This is a genomic window from Achromobacter spanius (assembly GCF_029637605.1).
Classification (GTDB): domain Bacteria; phylum Pseudomonadota; class Gammaproteobacteria; order Burkholderiales; family Burkholderiaceae_B; genus Achromobacter; species Achromobacter spanius_E.
Window position 1 is genome coordinate 4525964 of record NZ_CP121261.1, and the last position, 23718, is coordinate 4549681.

Consider the following 23718-nt stretch of genomic DNA (forward strand, 5'->3'; position numbering starts at 1 on the left):
TTCCGGACTTACAGGTCCTTGGGCAGCTCGGCCCCCAGCCACTTCTGCGAGATCGCCGACAGCGAGCCGTCGCGCTTGGCGGCGGCCAGAATGTCGTTGACCTTGGCGCGCAGCTTGGGCTCGTCCTTGTTCATGCCGATGTAGCAAGGCGAGTTCTTGATCAGGAACTTCGTTTCGGGCTTCTTGGCCGGGTTGCGCGCCAGGATGGCGGCGGCGACCACGTTGCCGGTGGCGATCATCGGCACCTGGCCCGACAGGAAGGCCGTGATGGTGCCGTTGTTGTCTTCATAGCGCTTGAGCGTGGCGGATGCCGGTGCAATCTTCGACAGCTCGATATCTTCCACCGCGCCGCGCGTGACACCGATGGTCTTGCCGGCCAGGTCCGCCGCCGACGATACCTTCAGGTCGGCCGGGCCGAACACGCCATTGAAGAACGGCGCGTAGGCATCGGAAAAGTCGATGGCCTTCTCGCGTTCCGCGTTCTTGCCCAGGCTGGAAATCACCAGATCCACCTTGTGGGTCTGCAAGTACGGTATGCGATTCGCGCTGGTGACCGGCACCAGCTCCAGCTTCACGCCCAGTTGTTTGGCGATCAGTGCTGCCGTATCGATGTCATAGCCCAGCGGCTTCATGTCGGCGCCCACCGAACCGAAGGGCGGAAAATCCTGCGGCACGGCGATCTTGATGGTGCCGGCTTTGACGATATCGTCCAGCGTGTCGGCATGCGTCAGCGGCGCGGCCAGCAGGGTGGCGGCGGTGCAAAGGGACAACAGCAAGGTTCTACGGTTCATGAGGGGACTCTCCAGGGCGCGCATCGCCCAGGGGTGGGTCGACGCGTTGCACACCAATTCGGTATACAAAACTGGAAAAGCAAATTCCGTGCCATTTGGGCCGCGCCCGGAGCGCAGCGCCAAGCGCTTGAACCCCGCCCCGATGTGGTGCGAGCCATGCGCCGAATGCGGGCACGAAAGGCACCAGGAAGATGCGAACGTCCGCTCCCTGCCGCGGCACACCTATCCGTTCAAAAATGAACAAGAAATACGCAGAAATGGCAGTTCGCAAACAACATTGTGGGCGTCATGATGGCTGCCAATCGTCGATGCCGACATCGACCGCGCCGCCCGCGGACTTGCTAATTCCCGAACTCCGGGCGGTCCAGTCTGGAACCTCTAGCCATGAATACCCAAGTTTCGCCCGTGATGGTCTATGCCCCGGACTCGCGCCGCTGGCTCGCCTTGCTTGTCCTCCTGACCGGCACCCTTTTGCCACCCCTGGACTTCTTCATCGTCAACGTGGCGCTGCCTGCCATCCGCGTGGGCCTGCAAGCCACGTCGGACGTCTCGCAACTGGTGATCTCGGTCTATGCCGCGGCCTATGCCGTCACGCTGATCCTGGGTGGGCGTTTAGGCGATCTCTACGGCCGAAAGCGGGTATTCGTGAGCGGCATGCTGGGCTTTGGCGTCGCGTCGGCACTGTGTGGCCTGGCGCCGTCGCCAAACCTGCTTATTGTCGGCCGCTTGCTGCAAGGGATATCGGCGGCAATCATGGCGCCGCAATCATTGGCGTCCATCCACGCCCTCTTTCCGGCCAGCGAAAAGAACCGCGCGCTAAGCCTGTATGGCGCGACATTCGGCTTGGCCTCCGTGGGGGGGCAATTGCTGGGGGGGGTGCTGGTGTCGACCAGCCCATGGGGACTGGGTTGGCGTAGCGTGTTTCTGATCAACCTTCCCATCATCGCGCTTGCCGTTCCCGCCGCGCTGTGGTGGTTGCGTGAAAGCCGAGCCGAGCGTTCGGCGCGCCTGGACGTGCCGGGTGCGTTGCTGCTGGCGGCTGGCTTGCTGGCGCTTGTGGTGCCGCTTATCGAAGGGCGCGAGCGCCACTGGCCAGTATGGTGCATGGCGCTGCTGATCCTGAGCATGCCCTTGCTGTGGTTCTTCTGGCGCTACGAAAAAGCGCAGGAACTTGCGGGCCGAACGCCCTTGGTCCTGCCCTCGCTTTTGGCCGCGCGCGGGCTGCGGCGCAGCCTGGCATCCACGTTCTTCTTCTATGCGCTTGCCGCGTTCTTCTTCGTGTTCGCGGTGTACGAACAGAACGGCCTGGGACACGACGCCCTGACGGCCGGGTTGGCGGTCTTGCCGCTAGGTATTGGCTTCTTCCTTGGGCCGCTGTGCAGCCCGCATATCGTCCGGCGAATAGGGGCACGTACCGCCGCACTGGGCATGATGCTGGAGGTGTTCGGCCTGATCATGGTTGCGGTCCTGGCCGTCGCCGATGGGGCTTCCTGGCTTGCGTTGCCCTTGTTCCTGATTGGCGCCGGGCAAGGCATTGCGCTTCCCGCGTTGGTGCGCTTGAACGTGGACCAGGTCGAAACACGTTGGGCGGGGCTGGCGTCGGGCCTGGTAACCGCGACCCTCCAGATCAGCGCCGCCGTAAGCGTCGCCATGGTCGGCGGATTGTTCATTGCCATCGCGCCTGATGGCGCCAGTGCTCAAGACGTTCGGCTAGGTTTTGCGGTGGCCTCGGTGGCCATCGGCGCGGCGCTCGCACTGGCCGCCGGGCTGATCTGGAAGCGTCGAGCAACGTGAAAGATCAACCGACCTTCAGCCGGCAACTTGACCTGGGTGGCTGAAGGCATCGGGAAATAAAAAAGCCGCCCTGGGATCTGAACAGACCCCGGGACGGCTTCCTGGCAACGCCTGGACGCTTAGTCCACCTGCGCGCCGGACTGCTTCACCGCGCGGCCCCACTTGTCCACTTCGGCGGCAATGAACTTGCCCGTGGCGTCGGGCGTCAGCGGCATCGGTTCGGCGCCACGGTCACGCAGGAATTTCTGCATTTCCGGGGTGTTGAGCGCGGCGCTGATCTGCTTGCTCAGGTAGTCCGTCACGGCGGGCGGCGTGTCGCGCGGGGCCAGCACGGCGGCCCAGCCGATGGCCTCAAAACCCGGATAGCCGGATTCAGCCACGGTCGGCACGTCCGGCAATTGCGGCAGGCGCTTGGCGGTGGTGACCGCCAGCGCCACGGCCTTCTTGCTTTGCACGTGCGGCAGGCCGGCAGTTACGGAATCCACCATCAGAGGCACTTGATGCCCCAGGAAGTCCGCTTGCGCCGGGCCGCTGCCCTTGTACGGAATGTGGCGAATATCAATATTGGCGGCCGCCTTGAACATCTCGGCCGACAGGTGTTGCGTGCCGCCGATGCCGGCGCTGGCATAGGCCAGTTCGCCCGGATTGGCGCGCGCCTGGGTCACCAGTTGCTTCAGCGACGTAATGCCCGAGGCCGGCGTGGCCAGGAACATCAGCGGCACCGAGAACACGCCCGACACCGGCGCGAAGTCCTGCGTCAGGCTGTACTTGATGTTCTTGTAGAGCGTCTGGTTGACCGCGGCCGCGCTACCCGCGATGACCAGCGTGTAGCCGTCCGGCGTGGCGCGGGCGGCCTGTTCCATGCCGATGTTGCTGCCGGCGCCCGCGCGGTTTTCCACCACGATCGGCTGCTTGACGGCGGCGCCCAGCTTTTCAGCCAGGGCACGGGCAAAGATGTCGGTGGCCTGCCCGGGCGGGAAAGGCACCACCAGGCGGATGGGGCGGTCGGGGAATTCGGCGTGCGCCGTGGCGCTGGCCGCCGCCAGCGTCAGGCCAGCGGCAAGACTGGAAAGAATACGTTTCATGATTGGTCAGTAAAAAGCGACAACGGAGGGCGCGCGGAGGGCGCGCCACTGCTCATAAAATAGAGCGCCCGATCAGGCGGCCCTTGTGAGGCGGCCCGGGGCGATTCGGCGGGGGGTGCGTCACGATAGCATTCCTCTGTCGGTGCTACATTTGCGTTTTCGCGCTTCCCCTTCGCGAACTTCTTCCTTCACCGCTGTCCTTACCCCCCGCAGGAACCGCCATGGAATTCAGCCAGTTCAACGTCAACACCCTCATGGATATCACTTCCCGCCCGGACCTCGTGTTCGTCAGCGGCAAGGGTTCCTGGCTGGAGGATCACGCGGGCAAGCGATACCTGGACTTCGTGCAAGGTTGGGCGGTGAACACGCTGGGCCATTCCGCCCCGGAAATGCAGCGCGCGCTGGTTGAACAGTCGCAAAAGCTGATGAACCCGTCGCCGGCGTTCTACAACATCCCCTCGATCGAGCTGGCCCAACGCCTGACCGGCGCGTCCTGCTTTGACCGCGTCTTCTTCGCCAACAGCGGCGGCGAAGCCAACGAAGGCGCCATCAAGCTGGCCCGCAAGTGGGGCCAGGTCAAGAAGAACGGCGCCTACAAGATCATCACCATGAACCACGGCTTCCACGGCCGCACGCTGGCCACGATGTCCGCATCGGGCAAGCCGGGCTGGGACAAGATGTTCGCCCCGCAAGTCGAAGGCTTCCCCAAGGCCGAACTGAACGACCTGGAATCCGTGAAGAAGCTGATCGACGACAAGACCGTCGCCATCATGCTGGAACCGGTGCAGGGCGAAGGCGGCGTCCTCCCCGCTACCAAGGAGTTCATGCAAGGCCTGCGCAAGCTGGCCGACGAAAACCAGCTGCTGCTGATCGTGGACGAAGTCCAGACCGGCATGGGCCGCACCGGCAAGATGTTCGCCTACCAGCATTCCGACGTCACGCCCGACATCATGACGCTGGCCAAGGGCATCGGCGGCGGCGTGCCGCTGGCCGCGCTGCTGGCCCGCCAGGACGCCTGCGTGTTCTCGCATGGCGACCAGGGCGGCACGTACAACGGCAACCCGCTGACCACCGCCGTGGGCGTGGCCGTGTTCGACGCCCTGGCCGCCCCGGGCTTCATGGACGCCGTCAACGCGCGTTCCAAGCAGTTGTCCGAAGGCCTGCTGGCCCTGTCGGCCAAGTACGGCATGAAGGGCGAACGCGGCCAAGGCCTGCTGCGCGCCTTGATCATGGACCGCGACGACGGCCCCGCCATCGTCGAAGCCGCCCGCAACCAGAACCCCCAAGGCCTGCTGCTGAACGCCCCGCGCCCGAACCTGCTGCGCTTCATGCCGGCGCTGAACGTCACGGCAGAAGAAATCGATTTGATGCTGACGCAACTGGACGCGCTGATCGCACAGGTGCGCAAGGCGTGATTGATGTAGGTAGGAAATGAGCAAGGGCCGCGGATTTTGCGGCCCTTGTTTTTTGGTGCTTGGTGCACGTGCAAAGCGTCAACAGCCGTTGATGCTTGTGCTCGTACTGCTAGCCTGTGTCGCCGCCCGCTTCCATTTGCAGTTGAAAATGCCGCCTCACCCAGCCCTCGCATTCTTCCCATAGCCGGGGCGCGCCCCTTTGGATGGCAGGTCCATACCGCGCCAACACCTGTTCAAGAGACACGCCGCTTTCTGTCCACGTGCCCCCACCCGTGTAGATATTAATCAGCAGCGGTTGAAAGCGATCAAGCGCTTTCGCAAACCTGGCGTCCTCTGTTTCCGCCCGCTCGAACTCCTGCCACAAGCCAAGGAATTCATCGCGTTGCGGCGGCGGCAACAAGCCGAACAAACGCTCGGCTGCCTTCTGCTCCAGCTCTGCCTGTAGTTCGCCTGACGATCCGCCGTGAATCGGAAAATCGCCGACATCTATCTCCACAATGTCATGCAGCAAGAGCATCCGCATGACCCGATCCGTATTCACGGCGCCGCTGGCGTACTCGTTCAGGATCAGGGCATACATCGCCAAGTGCCAGGAATGCTCGGCCGAGTTTTCCTTTCTGCTGCGATCAAGCAGCGAAGACTGCCGCACAACGGTCTTGAGCCTGTCGATTTCTCTTAGGAAGGCAAGCTGGCTTTCCAGGGGGCTTGGTGGCATGCGCGGCTACCCGTGATGTGGAACGTAAAGTGTACGGAAATGCTTGCCGGACGAACACGCCGTCCAAGCGCCCCGTCGCCTGCCTCAGATAGCCCCCCTCCAATCAGTTGTATTCTTTTGGTCGTTGTCATCATTCGCGAGGAAGCGCGCGTGCATTGCGAAACTTGTGGAGCCGCGTATCGCGGCCGTGGCCGTCTTTGCGACGAATGCACCAAGACCTTGTCCGGCTTTTCCGAGCCCAGCAAACTTCCGCCCCTTGGCGACTTCAATACCGATCAAACGTTTCCCGCGCCTCAGCCGCAACAGCCGCTACCCAAAGAGGGCGGCTGGAACGAGCCGAAAAAGCCGCTATCCAAGGAAGGCGGCTGGGATGAGCCGCAACTCGTTCGAACCGATGTCGTTCCCCTGACGCTGGCCGGCCGCCCAATCAAGCGGGGTTGGCTCACGGCGCTTGGCGCGGCTGGCGTGCTGATGACAATCGGCGAGATGGCCTTCAGATGGGGCGTCTGGTGGTTCTGGCTGGTCGTTCCAAGCGGTATCGCATTCCTGGTCGGCCGTGGCCTGATGCGCAAGGGCTTCGTCCGCTTGGTGGGCCTGTTCAACTTCGAAGCCGACAAGGCGGGACAGGTCTATCTCACCACCTTGGGTGGAGACTGCCCGGTATGTGACGGCGAGATCAAGTTGAAGGACATCGGCCCCAGTCGACACCTCAAGACCGTCATCCAATGCACGGAGAACAACACCCATCAGTGGGCGTTCAACCCCAAGCGCCTGGATAGGCTCTAGCCACGACGTCAGTGCGACGACACATACGTGGCGTCCGCAAACGACGCCGGAATCGCGAAACTTTCACGCATGCGCTTCGCCTCGGCCGCGGGCGTCAAGCCAAAAAGCCGCTTGAATTCCCGGCTGAATTGCGATGCGCTCGTGTAGCCCACGGCGTGGCCCGCCGCTTCCGCCGTCAAGTCCTGGCGCACCATCAACAGCCTGGCCTGATGCAGCCGCGTCGACTTCACGTATTGCATCGGCGACAGCTGTGTAATCGCCTTGAAATGGCTGTGGAAGCTGGGCACGCTCATGCCCGCCTTATTGGCAAGCTGCGCCACATCAAGCGGTTCGGCGTAGTCGGCATGAATCTGCCGTAGCGACATCCCTATCCTGCCGAACTGTCCTCGCATCGCCAACGCCTCGCGCAGCGCGCCCCCCTGTGGCCCGGTCAGCACGCGGAAGTACAGTTCGCGCAGCAGGCCCGGTCCCAGCACGGCGGCTTCGATTGGCTGGTGCATGGCTTCAAGAAAGCGCAGAACGGAGGCATGCATCCTGTCGTCCATCCGCGTCGACATCATGCTCTGCGGCACGTCTGCCCCATCGCCCATGCCTGCGTTGCCGATCTGCGCGGCCAGCTCGGCAGCCACCGTGAAATCAAGATGCAGATACAGCGCCAGCAACGGGTGTGCGGGTGTTGCATCGGTTTCCATGCTGAACGGAACCGGCACCGAGACGGCAAGATAATGATCCGCGTCGTACTGGTACAGCTGCCCGCCAAAGTAGCCGCGCTTACGCCCTTGGCACACGATCACAATGCCTGGGTCATACAAAACAGGGGTACGCGAAAGCGCGCGGTCGGAACGCAGGATACGTACGCTGGGCAGTGCGGTCAGGTTATAGCCTTCCGTGGGCGCCAAGTCGCGCAGCAGCGCGACCGTGTGCTTCCGCGTATCGGGCAGCGTGGTCGAATCCTGATCCGGGGTGTAGTCATGGCTCATAGCTTTATGCAAGAAATTCAGCGAATTCGGGCTGATAAGTCGTCTACCGCAAGAATAGTATGCAGTCTCTCTTTCGTATTCTGGAGACGCATCATGGCGTTGAGCAAGATATTTCTGATCACCGGAGTCAGCAGCGGATTCGGCCGCGCGCTTGCGCAAGAAGCGCTGGCCGCCGGTCACACGGTGGTGGGCACGGTAAGAAGCGCAGAGGCAAAGCGCGATTTCGAATCGCTTTCCGAAGCGGCCCATGGACGCATCCTGGACGTCACTCACTTCGACCGCATTGACGACGTCGTATCCGAAATCGAAACCAGCGTCGGACCTGTCGACGTCCTGGTCAACAACGCTGGCTATGGGCACGAGGGCGTGCTGGAAGAATCGTCGCTCTCGGAAATGCGCCGACAGTTCGACGTGAACGTGTTCGGCGCCGTCGCCATGATGAAGGCCGTGCTGCCCTTCATGCGCGCGCGACGACGTGGCCACATCCTGAACATCACGTCGATGGGCGGACACCTCACCATGCCGGGAATCGCCTATTACTGCGGCAGCAAATTCGCGCTGGAAGGCATTTCGGAAAGCCTCGGCAAAGAGGTCAAACCCTTGGGTATCGCCGTCACCGCCGTGGCGCCGGGTTCGTTCCGTACCGACTGGGCCGGCCGTTCAATGACGCGCACCCCGCGTTCCATTCCGGACTACGACGTCATCTTCGACCCGATCCGGCAGGCGCGCGAAGAGAAAAGCGGCAAGCAGCTTGGCGACCCGGTAAAGGCCGCCCGTGCGATGCTTACCGCGATCGACGCCGACAATCCTCCGGCACATTTGTTGCTGGGCAGCGATGCGTTGATGCTGGTGCGATCCAAGCTTGCCGCATTGGAAGGCGAGTTTCGAGAGTGGGAGGCGACTACGGTGTCGACGGATGGTTGAAGGCGGATTGGCGACGGAATTTGGCGGTTCAGGGTTCAGGTGTCAGACTGCAATCCACACATCCCTTCACAGGAACAACCTGGAGAACCGCCGATGAGCCGACCGGAATTCATCAAGCACTGGACCGAACTTGAAACCCCCGACGCGCATTCCTACCAGGGCGATACCGAACCCATGGCGCTGGACGCGCCGCTCTCCGCGGCGCTCGGCATCACTCGCATCGGCATTCATCACGTCAGGCTGCTGCCCGGTCGACGTACCTCATATCCGCACGCCGAAAGCACCGAGCAGGAATACGTCTTCGTGCTTCAAGGCAAGCCCGATGTCTGGATCGACGGCGTGCTGCATTCCATCGGCGAAGGGGATTCCGTTGCGTTTCCCGCTGGCACCGGCATCTGCCATACCTTCATCAACAACACGCAGGACGAAGTCAGGTTGATGGTGGTCGGCGAACCGACACGCGCCGACAACCTTGTGCGCTTCCCGCTCAACGAAGCGTACGAACGTACCCGCGTGAACCGCTGGGCAGACTGGCCCACCAGGCCGCTGGGCGACCATGACGGGAAGCCGGACTGAGTGCGTCTGAAACGGTATGACGCCATCGCCGAACGGCGTGCGCCAGCAGTCACATAGCCGCTATCGCGCAAAGACCTCGACGACGCGGAAGCGTTCGCACACCAGCATCATGTCCGGCGCATACCCGCCGTTGCGCTCGAAGTAGGCAATGTGCGCGTCGCGCCAGACGGGGTACGGGCCCTCGCCTTCCGCCAGCGCAAAGGCTTCGTCTACCTGGTCAAAGCGCTGGATCAACACACCGGTGGTTTCGATGACGCAGGCGGGGCGGCCCTGGCCATCCAGCACGACATCGCGCCGGCCCGCTTGCGGTACGGGTTCTTCGTCGTCGAAGTGATGCAGCGCGCCGCAAGTGGCCGTCTTCGTGCCCGCGAGCACCAGCGCGAGTAGTTCGTCGGCGAGTTCGGGCGAATCGCCGAACTGAAACGTCACGGCGTCTTCGTAGGGGGCGGGCGGCTTGATGCTTGGTTTGGTCATGGGAAGGGGATGAGGGATGAGGGATGAAGCGTCAGGCGGAGGACAGGCATTTCAATACCGCCCTGCCGGAAGGACGTCTGCAAGATAAGCGCGCGCGTCGGGCTGGGCCGTCAGCATATGCCGAACCCAGGCGTTGCGTTCATGCGTGGTTACGACCAATTCCCATACGCAGGCCAATGCCGGAGCGTTGACCGGCGTAAAAGCATCGGGCTGGGAAAGCGGCGCTGACAGCATGCGCTGGCACAGAATGCCGCCTGTGATCCACCAATCCACCAGCAGCCACACGGCCTCGTCGCCAACGTGGGCAATGCAGAAGCCAAGGCCGTGGCTACGTTCGTCGTCGGCATGTTGATGCAGTACGTCAAGCACGGCGGCACGCGCCGAGGCGATGGCGGGTTCGGAAAGGATGGGTTCAACTCCATCCGCGTCGCGATGCATGCCGTAGACCTTGATCGCATGGCCGGCGTCCTGCCAGGTGTCGATATAGGCAATGCGGCGGGGAAGATACGGTTCAGGTGGATGCGCCATCGTCAGCAATAAGGATGTCGTTAAGATTTGGTCAGAAAATGCAGTCTGACACATTAATCCGACACACTAATCTGACGATGTCGGCAGACGGTGCGGATGGCAATTAATCGGGTGTTAATCGGTGTTAATCGGGTGTCAGACTGCAATTCCTGATGCCCTGATGCAGTCTGAAACCTGGCGTTGCGGATCGGGGAACGTGGCGGGCCGTGCTGGGGGACGGCACCATGGGCGATATCATTTGTACATTGCCGGCGTCCCCACCGCGATCGCGCCGCGATTTTTACCCTGATCGCCTAGGAGATTTATTAGTGGTTCGATCCGCAACGACAGCATCCGCGTCTTACCTGTTCCGCAACCATGCCGCCAGTCTCTGGCGGCGCCGACGAGAAAGACCCTGGCTGGCGGCCCTGCTGCTGGCGGTGATGCTGAGTTGCCTGTCGATGCTGTGGCAAGCGCCCGCCACGGCCGCCATGCCCCTGCTGCAAGCCAAGGAACCCGCCGCTTCCTCTTCGGCGCTGACCCCAGCGGCGCTGGCCGACCTGCTGGAAAATCCCGAGGCGCGCAAGGCGCTGGTGGACGAGTTGCGAGCGCAGGCGTCAGGCACCAAGGCGGACCCCGCTAGCCAGTCTGCGGCGGCAAAATCAGGCGAAGCCGCCAAAGCCGCTGAAGCCAAACAAGACGCCGGCGTCCCCGGCTTGCAGGCGCGCATGGCCGATGGCGTGCAGCGTTTCCTGACCGGCGTTGCCGCCGACCTCGGCCAGGGCGTGGACGACATGCGCGCGCTGGCCTCGGGGCGCAACCTGCGGATGGACAGCGGCACGGCAGGCCAGGCCTTGATGCCCTTGGCGCTGGCCGCAGTGGCCACTATCGTTGCCTTCCTTCTGTTGCGCATGATCGCCATGCTGATCTACACCCGCATCGATCGTTGGGTGGCGCATCAGGGCGCGGGCGCAGCGGTCAACCCATCGCCGCAGCGCGGCGTACCGGCCCCAATGCGGGTGCTCATTCGGCGCGGCGGCGCCATTATCGGGGCGGTAGCCATCGATGCGGGCGTGGTCCTGCTGGCGGCCATGGCGGGCGGCGCGGCGGCGCTGTGGGGCACGCCGGGGCGCGGCGCGCTGGACACGCTGGCGGCGGTATTTCTGCAGGCTTTCGTGGCGGTGGAAATCGTCAAGGTGCTGGTCCGCACCGTATTCGCCGTGCGGCATCCGCATCTGCGCCTGCTGCCCATGGAAGACGAATTGGCCAAGTACTGGAACGGCTGGCTGGTGCGCGTGGTTGCCGCGGCGGGTTATGGCACGCTGCTGATCGACCCGGTGATCTCGGCCACCTTGTCGCCCGCCCTGGGCCGCCTGGCCAATATGCTCATCATGCTGGTGGTGTACGTGTATGCGGTGCGCGTCATCTGGCATAACCGCCACTCGGTGCGCGAACGGCTTAGCCGCCGTGCCGCCCATGCGACCACGTTCATGGGGTCGCGGCTGAATTTCCTGTCGCGCGTGTGGCACGTGCTGGGTATCGGGTACTTCACCATCCTGCTGGTGGTCAGCCAGATCGACCCGACCAACGCGCTGCCCTTCATGGCCCGCGCTACTGCCCAGACCTTGCTGGTCATTGGCGTGAGCAGTCTGCTGGTGCTGCTGCTGAACACCGTACTGGCCAAGCCCATTGCCTTGTCGGCCGACCTGCGGCGGCGACTGCCGATGCTTGAGGCGCGCGTCAACGCCTATGTGCCGGCCTTGTTGAAAGTGCTGGGATGGATCATCCGCATCGTCGCGGTGCTGCTCATCTTTGACGCCTGGCATGCGTTCGACCTCTCCAGCTGGCTGGCATCGGATGCCGGGGGCGCGGCGATCAAGATGGTGCTCAACATCGTCATTGTGTTGCTGATCGCGGCGCTGGTCTGGACAGTAATTGCCAGCGTCATCGAACACCGGCTCAGCCAAAGCGAAGGGCGCGGCATGCCGACCGCGCGAGAGCGCACGCTGCTGGCGCTGTTTCGCAATGCTGCCTTGATCGTCATTGTGACGATGACGCTGATGGTGCTGCTGTCGCAAATCGGTATCGACGTGGCGCCGTTGATTGCGGGCGCCGGGGTGGTTGGCCTGGCGATCGGTTTCGGCGCGCAGAAGCTGGTGCAGGACATCATCACCGGTGTCTTCATCCAGCTGGAAAACGGCATGAACGAGAACGACGTGGTGCAAGTCGCGGGCGTGTTCGGCACGGTTGAAAAGATGACGATACGCTCGGTGGGCATACGCACGCTGGACGGCGGTTACCACCTGGTGCCGTTCTCGTCGGTGGATGTGGTGGCCAACCACATGCGTGATTTCTCGTACCACCTGGGTGAGTACACCATCGCGCATCGCGAAAGCGTGGACGATGCCATTGAGCATCTGCGCGCGGCCTTCGCCGAGCTGATGACGGACTCGGTGCTGGGACCGGAAATCCTGGAAGAGATCACCATTGCGGGCGTCACGGCAGTCAATGACAAGGGCGTGACCATCCGCATCCTGATCAAGACCACGCCAGGCATGCAATGGGCCGTGCAGCGTGGCTACAACCGCTTGTTGAAGAAGCACTTCGACGCCGCCGGCATCGAGCTGCCCTATCCGCACACGGTCGTCTACTTCGGCCAGGACAAGCGGGGCTTTGCGCCCGCGGCGAACGTGGCGCTGCAAACCGAGCGCCCGGATGAAGGCGAGGACGCCCGCGCTGCCGGACACACCCGCCGCCGCCTGCAACCGGAAACCAGCGGCGACGATGCTGCCGAAGTGCTGGGCAACGAGTTGGAGTCGCGCGAAGAGCCGGACGCGGATTCGGAATCGCCGGATGCCTATGCCAAGCCGCGCAACCCGTGATTCGCGCCCGCTTGCCGAGGCATCGGCAAGCGGCTCGACCCGCCCGTTGGAGGATGCCGCGCTGCTGCGCCGCCTCTTGCGCGCCAAGGACCGCATGGATGCAGCCTCCGGCGAGGCTTGGCCGATCAGCCGCCTGGCCGAGGTCAGTGGTGTGTCGCAGGCCTATTTCGCGCGCTCGTTCAAGCGCGCCTTCGGGCTGCCGCCGCACCGCTATTTGCTCACCCGCCGGATCGAACGCGCCACCGCCCTGCTGCGGGATACCGACCTGAGCATTACGGAGATTGCGTTCGAGACCGGTTGGCAGAGTCTGGGCACCTTCGGCCGAATCTTCCATGACGTCACCGGCCTTAGCCCCGGCGGGATGCGCGTCCACGCTCAAGCCGAGCTCCAAGCCCGACCGACAGCGCTTGCCGGCGTTCCTGCCTGTTTGGTCAAGGCTGCGCAGCGCCCCGACCTGGACAGCGCAGTTTTGGAGAAGCGCCGTCGCGCCGCCGCCGCTACATTGCGCGAATCGACCAAGGAGGAGTCATGAACGAAGGTATCAATGTTGTCGGCTTGTACGTGAATGATCAGGACGAAGCGCTGGCGTTCTACGTGGAAAAACTCGGCTTTCGCGTTCACACGGATGTGCGCAATGGTGCCTACCGATGGCTGACCATCCAGCATCCGGACCAGCCCGCGTTTCAGCTTGGCCTGTTCAAGCCCGGCCCACCCATCCACGACGAAGCCACTGCGCAAACCCTGCTCGCGATGGTTGCCAAAGGCGCCATGCCGCCGCTGGTGTTGTCGGTGACGGATTGCCGCGCCACCTATGCCAGATTGCAGGCGCTGGGCGTTGAGTTCACCCAGGAGCCCACGGACCGCTACGGCAGCGTCGATGCCGGGTTCCGAGACCCGGCCGGCAACGGGTGGAAGATGATCCAGGCGGGCTAGCATCCCGCCTGTCCGCCGCAGCGGCTAAGCGACACCCGCGGCCAACTGGATGCCAAGTCCGACCAGCGCCAGGCCCGCAAATCGTGTTGCCAGCCGCCGGGCTCCGGGAAACGTCGCAAGGCGCAAGGCCACGGCGTTGCCGATGAGCACCAACGCGCCTTGATAAAGCAGGCTAAGCACGGTCACGTGCAGCATCATGACCGCCAGCGTCAGAGTGGATGCCGCCGGTTTGAGAAACAAGGGAAAGAACGCGACGAAGAACAAGATCACCTTGGGGTTGGTCAGGCTCACCATGAACGCCCGCCGGAAATACACCCAGGGTGATCGATCGCGTCCGCGTTTCTGCTCTTGCGCACCGGGGCGTGTGCGGATGAGTTGCGCGCCCAGCCATAAAAGATACGCGACCCCGGCCCATTGCAGGCCTTGAAAGACCATCGGATGCGTCCGCATGATCGCGGCCAGGCCGGCGGCGGCGGCGACCATGAACAGGAAGTCGCCCGCGATCGTGCCCAGCACCGCCGCCATGCCGGCGCCCTTGCCATGGCGCGCGGTGGCGTCAAGGATGGCGATGGTGCCCGCACCGGGAATGGCCTGGAATACCAGGATGGCCAGAATAAAGCTGCCGTAGTGCTGGATGTCGAGCATGTCGCGTCGGGGTCAGTGTTTGATCAGTACTGATTATCCCGTTCGCGATGTGGCCCAATACAGTGCATTCTTCCTGCTGATGATAAATTTGGCCATCAATTTTCTGGCGAAGGTGCGTTATGGCAAGAACAGATAAAAATGAACTGGACGACGTGGCCTGGCGCTTGTTGCGCGCGCTGCAGGCTGACGCGCGCGCGCCCTTGAAGACCCTGGCCGAGGCCGCTGGCTTGTCTGTCGCGGCCACGGCCGAGCGGCTCAAGCGGCTGCAGGATGCCGGCATTGCGCAACGGTTTACGCTTGAGGTCGATGCATCAAAAGTGGGCTATCCGGTGAAGGCGATAGTCGGTATCACCGCAATCCAGCCGGGCAAGAAAGCGCTGCTTGACCGGCTGCGCCATGCGCCCGAAGTGCTTGAATGCCACCATGTGGCCGGGGCGGATTCCTATCTGATGACGGTTGTCGCAACGGGCTTGATGGATCTTGAACGCTTTATCGGAACGATTAATCCATACGGGGAAACACGTACGTCCATTATTTTTTCCACCCCCATCGAGCGTCGCGGGCTGGTGCCGCCCGGCACGGCAAAACGGTAATGCGGCTATTAGGGATATGGGGAATTGTTTATATTGGGTATTAGTCGCCTGATAAAGCCATCGGACTAATCTGCGCATTATGGATTAATCCGTATCAAAGCGTATTTGCCCGTGCTAATGTTGACGACAGCGGTTTAGACGTCTCCCTTGTCGTGCAGGTAGCGCCCAATATACTGTTTGCCTGGCCGGCCAGGCCAAAGGGACATGATGCTCCGAACGGAATTCCCCATCGTGGCCCTTGGCGCTTCCGCTGGCGGAATCAAGGCATTTGAAGCGTTTTTTCGCGGCATGCCCGCGAACCCCGCCATGGCCTTCGTGGTGGTTTCCCATCTAAGTTCCAGCGACGAAAGCCAGTTGCTCGATGCCATCGCTCGCGACACCTCGCTGGCAGTCATGGTCGGCGTTGATAATCAGCAGCTTGAACCCAATTGCATTTATCTTCTGCCGCGCGACACCCTCATGTCTATCGGCCAGCGGCGTTTACGCGTGATCAAACGCCCTGAGAGTGTGCCGGTTCGCCGCCCTGTTGATTTATTCTTTTCCGCCTTGGCGCGCGATTGCTTGGATTATGCAGCGGGCGTGGTGTTGTCCGGCGCCAATGCAGACGGCACGCTGGGCATCAAGGCCATCAAGGAATATGGCGGCACCACCCTGGCGCAAGCCACGGACGGGGACGGCCCCATCAATCCCGACATGCCGGCCAGCGCCATCGCCAGCGGTTGGGTCGATTTTGTGCTGCCCGCCAACCAGATGGGGCAAAAACTGGTCCAGCTTGGCCTGGGCTTACCCGCACCGACCGAGGGGGGACCCAATCCGCACGAAGGCGGCGGCCCAGCCGGCCAGGGCGCGTCATGCCGGAAGATCCGTGAGTTGTTGCGCGCCAGCCATGGCCACGAACCCGGCGGCCACAATGACCGCGAGTTCATGCGCCGTGTGCGGCGCCGCATGCAGATCAAGCAGCTCAGCACGGTTGACGCCTACATTGACCATTTGAACCAGTGGCCTCAGGAGGCCATCGCGCTGGTCCGCGATCTGTCGGTCGGCAGCACGAACTTCTTCCAGGACCCCGCAGCGTTCGACGTGCTCGACCGGCTGCTTGTTCCGGCATTGCTGCAAGGCCGCGGAGCGGCGGATACCGTGCGCATTTGGGTGCCCGGTTGCGCCACCGGCGAAGAAGCCTATTCGTTGGCCATTCTTTTGCGCGAACACTTGGACACCATGGCGGTGACGCCTCGCGTGCGCTTGTTCGCCACCGATGTCGACGACTGGGCGCTGCTTGCGGCGCGCGCGGCAAGATACCCGGGCCAATGGCTTGAAGGGATGTCGCGCGAACGCCGTGATCGCCACTTTATTGCGGATGGCGACGGCTATGTGGTGAACAAGCACCTGCGGGACATGTGCATCTTCGCGCCCCACAGCGTGGTGCGCGACCCGCCCTTCGCCCGGATCGACCTTATTTCCTGCCGGAATCTGCTGATCTGTTCCGACCGCCAGATTCAACAGCAGATCATCCCGACGTTCCATTATTCGTTGCAGCCCAATGGCTATCTGCTGCTTGGCGCGTCTGAAGACGTGAGCGAGGTCGGCAGCCTGTTCAAGGCCATTGAGCGCCAGCATGGAATCTTTCAACGACGCACGGGCCCAGCGGTTGCGCCCCGCCTGGCTTTTTCGTCGTGGCCGTTGCAGGCCGCCAACCTTCCCAGTTTCATGCATCGCCCGGGTGAGGCCGTCGGTGCGACGTTGCACGCGGCGATCGAACGCCAGGTGTTGACCCGGCATGCCCCCGCGCATGTGGTGATCAATCGGGACGGCGACGTGCTGTATTACTCGAACGGCACAGGCAAATTCTTGCAGGCCGACATGGGAATGCCCAGCCATCAAGTGCTGACCCTGGCGCGCAAGGGCCTGCGGCCGGATCTGCGCGCCTTGCTGCACGAGGCGGCAGAAACGGGAAAGCGCGCGCGACGCGAGGACGTGGCTTTTGAAGACGACGAAGGGCGCTTGCAGCGCGTAGCACTCGAGGTCGAGCCGCTGTCTTGGCAGCGAGACTCTGAAACGCGATATCTGGTCCTGTTCTTTCAGTGCGGCGTCGGGGGCGACACAGGCGCCCATTCCCCTGCGCAGGCACGGCAAGACGGCGCTGCCCGCCACCTGGAATTCGAACTGCTGCAAGCGCGTGAACGCCTGCAATCCATGGCTGAGGAATACGAGGCCGCGCTCGAGGAATTGAGCGCGTCCAACGAAGAGCTGCTGTCCGTCAACGAAGAGCTGCAATCGGCCAACGAAGAGCTGGAAGCCTCCAAGGAAGAACTGCTTTCGCTTAACGAAGAGCTGCATACCGCCAACGAAGATCTGCATGGCAAGGTCGACGAGCTGGACCGCTGCAACAATGACATGAATATCCTGTTTGAAAAGGCCGCCATCGCGACGCTGTTCCTGGACCGAAATCTGGTCATCCGCAGCTTTACACCGGCGATAGGCGACGTGTTCAACATTTTGCCCAGCGACTGCGGCCGACCCATTATCGATTTGGCCAGTCGTTTCGACCTGCCCGCGTTTGCGAGCGATATCGAGCGCGTCTATACGGACTATCGGCCCGTCGAACGCCGCATTGCCAGCCCGCTGGATGGAAAGCACTACTTGCTGCGCATCGTGCCCCACCACGGCGCCGGCAATCGCGTGGATGGTGTCGTCGTCACGTTTATCGACATCACCGACATTACCCAGGTCGAGCGCCGCCACCGCCTTTTAATCGCCGACCTGCAACGACGCACCCGCAATATGTTCGCGATCGTGCAAGCCGTGGTGGGAGCCGCGCATCCGGGCCAGGGCCGCGAACTGCTCGAACAGACTCTGGATGCCGTGATGCGCGGGAAGGCGCGCCTGAATTTCCAGCCGGGCGGAGTCACATGCCAGATTGAAATGCCCTTGGATGACATAAGCGCCAGTCAGGAGGGCTCGGACTCCGTGGCTTCCTGACGGCCGGCGCGCAGCTTTTTCCACAGTGTTGTCCGCGAGATGCCAAGCCGCTTTGCCGCCAGCCCCATATGGCCGCCGGATTCGGAGATGGCTTGCTGGATGGCGCGTTGTTCGGCATCAAGGCGCGTCGTGGCCAGGTCCGGCTTTTGCGCGAGCCGTCTTTCGGGGAACAGGTCGCTGGCGCAAAGCGTGGCGCCCTCCATCATGACGAGGGCGCGCGCAATCCGGTTCTTCATTTCCCGGATGTTGCCAGGCCAGGCATGGTCACGCATTGCCTGCATGGCGTCCGGCGAAAACGTGATGCTCGTCGCCGTCGTGCGCAGCGCGTCCAGCAAGGTGCCGGCCAACGGGTCAATCGCGCCGGGCCGGCTTCTTAGCGGCGTGGTCGCAATTCTTGCCACGGCAAGCCGATAGAAGAGATCGGCGCGAAATGTTCCTTGCGCTATGGACGCTTCCAGATCCGCGCAGGTGCTGGCAAGTATCCGGCAATGCGTTTGCCGGCTGGAAGACTCGCCCAAGGGCCGGTACTCGCCGTTCTCCAGCACGCGCAACAGGGCGGCTTGCGCCCTGGGCGTCAGTTCGGCCACTTCATCCAGATACAGGGTGCCGCCTGCCGCTTGGGAAAACAGGCCATCCCGCGCTGCGCTGGCGCCGCTGAAGGCACCCTTCGCATGACCAAACAACAGGCTCTCGACCAGGTCCGGCGCCAGCGTGGCGCAGTTGACCGCGACGAAGGGGCCGGCTGAATACGCCGAGCGCGCGTGGACGTATCTTGCGGCACGGTCTTTGCCCGTTCCGGTTTCCCCTTCAAAGAGCACCGGCAACGCACTGGCTGCAAACCGCTCAAGCGCTTGCGCGACATCGTGCGTGGCAGCGTCAAGCGCGAAAGGGTTGTCCTGGACCGCGGCGTTGCCCCCGGCGGGCTGGGTGGCGATGAGCGCCCGTATGCGGACGATCAGCGCATCGGTGTCATAGGGCTTGGTCAAGTAGTCATTCGCGCCCGCGGCAACCAGGCGCACGGCCTGGGCAATGTCTCCGTAGGCCGTGGCAAAGACGACGGTAGTGCGGGCCAGATAAGGAATCAGGCGGCGATACAGATCTTCTCCTGATCCGTCCGGCAGCCGGATATCGGCAAGCAGGAACGCGGGCCGCATGCGCGTTCGGCGGAACAGCTCGACAGCCTGTGCGCAGCTTTGCACCCATTGCGCCGAGATGCCTTCCAGGCGCAAGCGCTGCAAGAGCGCGGCGCCCAGCAAGGCATCATCTTCAATGAGCAGTACCTGTATGTCGTTCACGGCAAGGGTTCCTCTGTGGCGAAGGGCAGGCGCACCGAGATGCGCGTGCCGCTTTCAACGCGCGTCACACGCAGACGGCCTTTCAGGGTGCTTATCAGGTCGGCGACGATGCGTAGCCCCATGCCGTCGCCCTCGGATGGGTGGCCAGCCAGCGCGCGTCGCGCCGCGATCGGCAAGCCGGAACCGCCGTCAGCGACGTGCAGCGTCAACGCGTCGCGCCGGGCCCGTGCCAGCACAAGCACCAGATCGCCCGGCGGAGAGGCCTGAATTGCGTTCAGCACCAGATTAAGCAGCACCTGCCGAACCGCTCCGGCGGGCAGCGTCAGGGGCTGCTCGTCGTGCATGCCTTCGCAATGCAGTTGTACTCGAACCCCCGCCTTGCCGGCCTGCGCGTCCACCATCAATCGGATGTCGGCAATGTCTTCCTGGCGCAGCCATGCGTTGCCAGGGCGAAACGTGCGTAGGCTGGCATCCACCACGGCTTGCAGCGCCTGCACACCGCGTTCGATGAAATCCAGTGACTCACTTCTGGCGTCCGGGCGTTCGCCGAATTGGCGCAAGGTTTGCACCGCCGTACGCAAGCCGCCCAGCGGGTTGCGTACCTCGTGGGCCAGCGCCGCCGACATGCGGCCCAGCACCGCTTCGCGTTCGATGCGCGCATTGCGTTCCGCAAGCGCCTCGCGTTCCAGCGCGCTGTCCACCATGCCGTTGTAGGCCGACAGCAGATCCGCGATCTCGGGGTCGGCCGTATGGATTTCCCGGGTGGCAAGGCGTTCCCGCGGTCGGGCGCGCATGGCTTCGGTCAAGGAAATGATGGGCCGTTGCAGCCGCTTGGCCATGCCGAAGCAAAGCGCCGCGCCAAACAGGCTGATGGTCAGACCCAGCAAGCCCAGCTCAAGCGCCAGTTCCTTGCGCTGCCGATGAAAGTCGCTGACGTCCAGGTTGGCCACCAAGGTGCCCAGCCGTGGTTGATCGCTGTCCAGCAGGCGCCACGTCCACACCCCTTCCGAGCGCGGGCTGATCAAGGTGCCGGACGGCGCGGCAAGTGCTTCCAGGGGAACGCCTTCCACATCGGGATAGCGCGCCACGTGCGCAAGCAGATGCTGGTCCGGCGTTACCACGGCAAGCGTCCGATCCACCACGCCCAGATGCGTGTCCAGCGCCCGATTCAGCACGTCGACCATCTGCGCGGTATCCGCCGCGCGCACGGCCGGCAGGATCGCGGCCGACAAGCCATCCAGATACACCTGGCCAAGGTTGGCGATCTGCCTGTCGAACTGCCTGGAAACGCCGTGCAGCGCCAAGGAGATAAGCGCGGCGGAAATCACAAGAAAAAGCAGGGAGACCGCGAGCGGAATGCGCGAGGTAAGAGACAGGCGGAACATGACGGCGCTTCTGGACCACGAAAACGGAATTATGCCTGGGTACATGTGGCTGCCGGATTTGCAAAAAATGGAAAGCGTGCGTCGCTCGGGAAAAATTCGTGCCAGCCATGAGTGTCGCTTGGCACGGCACTGTGGGTGAGGCCATGCGACCGCGCCGGGATGTTCACTTTTGTGAACATCGCCTGAACACGATGGTTCATTCGTGTTCAGGCGGGCCGGCAGCCGAACACCGCGTTCATGGTTATCCCGTAGGGTCGTCGGCCTGGCGTGAAAGCAGTTTGGAAGGCGCCCTCCTTAAAGTGCCCGCTCCTCCGGCATGCACGGTCGTGTGCCCGGAGCAGGTCAACAACAAACCGGGGAGCAAGCCGTGGGCAGCACCATATTCTCTAGAAAGCGCGATCTGTGGGGAGGTGCGTTCATAGCACTCTGCGGCGCGCTCACCATTCTTGAAGCGACGTCCTACAACATTGGAGAACTGGCCCGGATGGGGCCAGGCTACTTCCCCATGATGGTGGGCTGCTTTCTGGTGGCGTTGGGCATTCTGATTCCGCTTAGCCCGGACCCCGACGAGGTGCAGGAAGACCTGGTCGAAGAGCATCTGCCGCAACCGTCGCGCCGCGACCGTATTCGTGGCATGGCCTGCATCGCGGCGGGCATTGCGCTCTTCATCATCCTGGGCAGCTTCGTGGGATTCCTGCCCGCCACCTTTGCGCTGGTGTTCGTGTCGGCGCTGGGCGATACGTCGAATTCCATCAAATCCGCCGCCATTCTCGCCATTGCGATGACGGTGTTCGGCGCGGTTGTGTTCTCGTGGGCGCTGCAACTGCAGTTCCCGATGCTGCGCTGGGGGTAGGCCATGGATCTGTTCGATAACGTATTGCACGGCTTTTCCGTGGCGCTGCAGTGGGAGAACCTGCTGTGGTCGCTGTTCGGCGTGTTCATGGGCAACATGATCGGCGTGCTGCCGGGCATGGGCGTGCTGGCCGCCATTTCCATCCTGCTTCCGCTCACCTACGCGATGACGCCGGTGGCCGCATTGATGATGCTGGCCGGCATTTACTACGGTGCTCAGTACGGCGGCGGCATCACCTGCATTCTGCTCAATCTGCCGGGCACGCCGTCCCATGCGGTGACCTGCCTGGACGGCAATCCGCTGGCGCGGCAAGGCAAGTCCGGATCCGCTTTGTTCATGCTGGTCATGTCGTCATTCGTGGGCGCCAGCGTGGGCATTGTCATCATGATCCTGTTCTCGCCCTTGCTGGTTGAAGTGGCGTTTCAGTTCGGGCCGGCGGAGTACTTTTCCATGATGATGCTGGGCCTGTTCGCCGGGGCAACCCTGGCGAAGGGTTCGGCCATCAAGGGCATCGCCATGGTGTTTCTGGGGCTGCTGCTGGGCGTGGTGGGCACCGACGTCAACACCGGCACCATCCGCTATGCCTTCGGCGTCATTGAGCTCAGCGATGGCGTGCAGTTGGTTGCGCTGGCGATGGGCCTGTTCGGCTTGGCGGACTTCTTTGCCAACGTCAATCGCATCGGCAAGGCCACGACCGTGGGCGCTGGCCCCAAGATGTCGGTACGTCCGGAACCGGGCGACATCAAGAAGTCGGCCATGCCGATCGCGCGTGGCAGCGCCATCGGCGCCGTCCTGGGCATCCTGCCGGGAACGGGGGCGACCATCGCCTCGTTCATGTCCTACGCAGTTGAGAAGCGCGTGTCGAAGACGCCGAAGCGCTTTGGCAACGGCGCCATCGAAGGGGTGGCGGGACCCGAAGCGGCAAACAATTCCGCCGCGCAGACGAGCTTCATTCCGACCATGAGCCTGGGTATTCCCGGCGACTCCGTGATGGCCTTGATGTTGGGCGCGCTGATCATTCACGGCATCCAGCCTGGCCCGCAGATGGTGACCGAGCACGCCGATTTGTTCTGGGGGCTGATCGCCAGCTTCTGGATCGGCAACGTCATGCTGGTGGTGATGAACCTGCCTTTGATCGGCATGTGGGCAAGGCTCTTGAAGGTGCCCTACAAGTATCTGTTCCCGTCCGCGCTGTTCTTTGTCTGCGTCGGCGTGTACAGCACCAACAACAACCTGTTCGATGTGGGCATGGTGCTGATGCTTGGCCTGGTGGGGTATCTGTTTCTGAAGCTGCGCTTTTCTCCCGCGCCGCTGTTGCTGGGATTCGTGCTGGGCCCCATGGTTGAAGAGAACTTCCGCCGCGCCTTGTTGCTGTCGCGGGGCAGCATGAGCGTGTTCGTTGACCGCCCGATCAGCGCGGGCTTCATCTACGCCATCGCGGCACTTGCCATCTGGCTGGTGTTCTCCACGGTGCGCAACCGGAAGAAGGTGCGCGCGCTGGAGCAGGCGCAGGCTCAGGCCTGATCACGCCACGCAGGCAGGGCTGAACGGGGGGCCATTCGTGAGCCCCCTGTCGATTAACGGGAGGGCGTCGTGAAGCAATGGGCGCGCGGTCCACGCGGTGATGAGCCACGCGGGGCGTTGACGGTGGTGCGTGAGTTGGCCTTTGTTGAGCTGATTGAACTGCTTGAATTCAGCCATCTGCGCTTGGACGCGTCCCCTCAAGGGGCTGGTACGGCGTGGGTCGGCACGCAGGAATGGCAGCGCCGAATCGAAGGCGAATCCAGCGCCCCTGGCGCGGTCTACGTCTGCACCACGGTGGAAGCGCTACGCGACGCCGTCTTGGCGCCTGAACATGCCGAGCTGAAGATCGACATGCCCACGCAAAGCCGCGTCCGTCTGCGCACCCTGTCCACGCGGCAGGGGGCGTCGCAAGCGTGCCTGCGCGTGGACCTGCAAGCCCTGATCCGGCGTGTGCTGGTGCCGACGAGCGCGCCCACGCATCTGTTCGAGCTGGTCAAGCACGTTGTCATGACGCGGCTTTGGGTGGAAGTGGCGCGCGTTTGAGCCGGCGTTCCGTGTCCGGCAAGCCCGCGCATGGATTAA

22 protein-coding genes are annotated in these 23718 nt (G+C 63.1%); 13 read left to right on the forward strand and 9 right to left on the reverse strand.

Annotated elements, in window-relative coordinates:
* Nucleotides 1-8: 8 nt before the first annotated feature.
* Nucleotides 9-791, reverse strand: a complete 783-nt coding sequence (locus tag P8T11_RS20245) for a transporter substrate-binding domain-containing protein (RefSeq protein WP_268080358.1) — start codon at nt 789-791, stop codon at nt 9-11.
* 384 nt (nt 792-1175) lie between these two features.
* Between P8T11_RS20245 and P8T11_RS20250 the strand changes: the two genes are divergently transcribed.
* Nucleotides 1176-2585 carry an MFS transporter gene (locus tag P8T11_RS20250; RefSeq protein WP_268080357.1) on the forward strand — a complete coding sequence of 470 codons (1410 nt, stop codon included), beginning with the start codon at nt 1176-1178 and terminating at the stop codon, nt 2583-2585.
* Between the two features lie 119 nt (nt 2586-2704).
* On the opposite strand, the gene P8T11_RS20255 is transcribed toward P8T11_RS20250, so the two are convergent.
* Nucleotides 2705-3670, reverse strand: a complete 966-nt coding sequence (locus P8T11_RS20255) for a Bug family tripartite tricarboxylate transporter substrate binding protein (protein WP_268080356.1) — start codon at nt 3668-3670, stop codon at nt 2705-2707.
* A gap of 221 nt (nt 3671-3891) precedes the next feature.
* Between P8T11_RS20255 and P8T11_RS20260 the strand changes: the two genes are divergently transcribed.
* The gene (locus P8T11_RS20260) at nt 3892-5085 is read left to right on the forward strand and encodes an acetylornithine transaminase (protein WP_268080355.1); all 1194 of its coding nucleotides are present in this window, start codon (nt 3892-3894) and stop codon (nt 5083-5085) included.
* A 109-nt stretch (nt 5086-5194) separates the two neighbouring features.
* Here the strand turns inward: P8T11_RS20260 and P8T11_RS20265 are convergent, their stop codons facing one another.
* Nucleotides 5195-5800, reverse strand: coding sequence for an HD domain-containing protein (locus P8T11_RS20265; protein WP_268080354.1), 606 nt, complete (start codon nt 5798-5800; stop codon nt 5195-5197).
* A 219-nt stretch (nt 5801-6019) separates the two neighbouring features.
* Between P8T11_RS20265 and P8T11_RS20270 the strand changes: the two genes are divergently transcribed.
* Complete coding sequence (locus tag P8T11_RS20270) at nt 6020-6586, forward strand: hypothetical protein (protein ID WP_268080353.1); 567 nt, start codon at nt 6020-6022, stop codon at nt 6584-6586.
* A gap of 8 nt (nt 6587-6594) precedes the next feature.
* Here the strand turns inward: P8T11_RS20270 and P8T11_RS20275 are convergent, their stop codons facing one another.
* Nucleotides 6595-7566 (reverse strand): AraC family transcriptional regulator, encoded by a 972-nt coding sequence (locus tag P8T11_RS20275; RefSeq protein ID WP_268080352.1) that lies wholly within the window; start codon nt 7564-7566, stop codon nt 6595-6597.
* Between the two features lie 93 nt (nt 7567-7659).
* Here P8T11_RS20275 and P8T11_RS20280 point away from each other — a divergent pair, with 93 nt between their 5' ends.
* Nucleotides 7660-8490, forward strand: coding sequence for an oxidoreductase (locus tag P8T11_RS20280; RefSeq protein ID WP_268080351.1), 831 nt, complete (start codon nt 7660-7662; stop codon nt 8488-8490).
* A gap of 93 nt (nt 8491-8583) precedes the next feature.
* On the forward strand, nt 8584-9066 hold the full coding sequence (locus P8T11_RS20285; RefSeq protein WP_268080350.1) for a cupin domain-containing protein: 483 nt from the start codon (nt 8584-8586) through the stop codon (nt 9064-9066).
* A gap of 60 nt (nt 9067-9126) precedes the next feature.
* On the opposite strand, the gene P8T11_RS20290 is transcribed toward P8T11_RS20285, so the two are convergent.
* The gene (locus P8T11_RS20290) at nt 9127-9540 is read right to left on the reverse strand and encodes an ASCH domain-containing protein (RefSeq protein WP_268080349.1); all 414 of its coding nucleotides are present in this window, start codon (nt 9538-9540) and stop codon (nt 9127-9129) included.
* Between the two features lie 51 nt (nt 9541-9591).
* Nucleotides 9592-10068, reverse strand: coding sequence for a hypothetical protein (locus tag P8T11_RS20295; protein ID WP_268080348.1), 477 nt, complete (start codon nt 10066-10068; stop codon nt 9592-9594).
* 422 nt (nt 10069-10490) lie between these two features.
* Here P8T11_RS20295 and P8T11_RS20300 point away from each other — a divergent pair, with 422 nt between their 5' ends.
* The 3 genes from P8T11_RS20300 to P8T11_RS20310 are packed head-to-tail and all read left to right on the forward strand — an operon-like array spanning nt 10491 to nt 13862.
* Complete coding sequence (locus P8T11_RS20300) at nt 10491-12929, forward strand: mechanosensitive ion channel domain-containing protein (RefSeq protein ID WP_268082311.1); 2439 nt, start codon at nt 10491-10493, stop codon at nt 12927-12929.
* Entirely contained in the window at nt 12907-13461 is a 555-nt protein-coding gene (locus P8T11_RS20305; RefSeq protein WP_418910325.1) for a helix-turn-helix transcriptional regulator, read from the forward strand. The genes P8T11_RS20300 and P8T11_RS20305 overlap by 23 nt, the downstream gene beginning before the upstream one ends.
* Nucleotides 13458-13862 (forward strand): VOC family protein, encoded by a 405-nt coding sequence (locus P8T11_RS20310; RefSeq protein ID WP_268080347.1) that lies wholly within the window; start codon nt 13458-13460, stop codon nt 13860-13862. The genes P8T11_RS20305 and P8T11_RS20310 overlap by 4 nt, the downstream gene beginning before the upstream one ends.
* 24 nt (nt 13863-13886) lie before the next feature.
* Here P8T11_RS20310 and P8T11_RS20315 read toward each other — a convergent pair whose 3' ends face one another.
* The gene (locus P8T11_RS20315; RefSeq protein ID WP_268080346.1) at nt 13887-14507 is read right to left on the reverse strand and encodes a LysE family translocator; all 621 of its coding nucleotides are present in this window, start codon (nt 14505-14507) and stop codon (nt 13887-13889) included.
* A gap of 119 nt (nt 14508-14626) precedes the next feature.
* On the opposite strand from P8T11_RS20315, the gene P8T11_RS20320 reads away from it, so the two are divergent.
* Together P8T11_RS20320 and P8T11_RS20325 are read left to right on the forward strand one after the other, a co-directional pair.
* Entirely contained in the window at nt 14627-15100 is a 474-nt protein-coding gene (locus tag P8T11_RS20320; RefSeq protein WP_268080345.1) for an Lrp/AsnC family transcriptional regulator, read from the forward strand.
* A 204-nt stretch (nt 15101-15304) separates the two neighbouring features.
* A complete protein-coding gene (locus P8T11_RS20325) occupies nt 15305-18079 on the forward strand; it encodes a CheR family methyltransferase (protein WP_268080344.1) in 2775 nt (924 codons plus the stop codon).
* Here the strand turns inward: P8T11_RS20325 and P8T11_RS20330 are convergent.
* Both P8T11_RS20330 and P8T11_RS20335 read right to left on the reverse strand, forming a co-directional pair.
* Nucleotides 18049-19374 (reverse strand): sigma-54-dependent transcriptional regulator, encoded by a 1326-nt coding sequence (locus tag P8T11_RS20330; RefSeq protein WP_268080343.1) that lies wholly within the window; start codon nt 19372-19374, stop codon nt 18049-18051. The genes P8T11_RS20325 and P8T11_RS20330 overlap by 31 nt on opposite strands.
* Nucleotides 19371-20759, reverse strand: coding sequence for an ATP-binding protein (locus P8T11_RS20335; protein ID WP_268080342.1), 1389 nt, complete (start codon nt 20757-20759; stop codon nt 19371-19373). Before P8T11_RS20335 ends, P8T11_RS20330 begins: the two co-directional genes overlap by 4 nt.
* 367 nt (nt 20760-21126) lie before the next feature.
* Between P8T11_RS20335 and P8T11_RS20340 the strand changes: the two genes are divergently transcribed.
* The 3 genes from P8T11_RS20340 (at nt 21127) to P8T11_RS20350 (ending at nt 23679) form a co-directional block, all read left to right on the forward strand.
* Nucleotides 21127-21612 carry a tripartite tricarboxylate transporter TctB family protein gene (locus tag P8T11_RS20340; RefSeq protein ID WP_268080341.1) on the forward strand — a complete coding sequence of 162 codons (486 nt, stop codon included), beginning with the start codon at nt 21127-21129 and terminating at the stop codon, nt 21610-21612.
* A 3-nt stretch (nt 21613-21615) separates the two neighbouring features.
* A complete protein-coding gene (locus tag P8T11_RS20345) occupies nt 21616-23136 on the forward strand; it encodes a tripartite tricarboxylate transporter permease (protein WP_268080340.1) in 1521 nt (506 codons plus the stop codon).
* Nucleotides 23137-23205: 69 nt separating this feature from the next.
* Nucleotides 23206-23679, forward strand: a complete 474-nt coding sequence (locus P8T11_RS20350) for a hypothetical protein (RefSeq protein ID WP_268080339.1) — start codon at nt 23206-23208, stop codon at nt 23677-23679.
* Nucleotides 23680-23718: the final 39 nt, after the last annotated feature.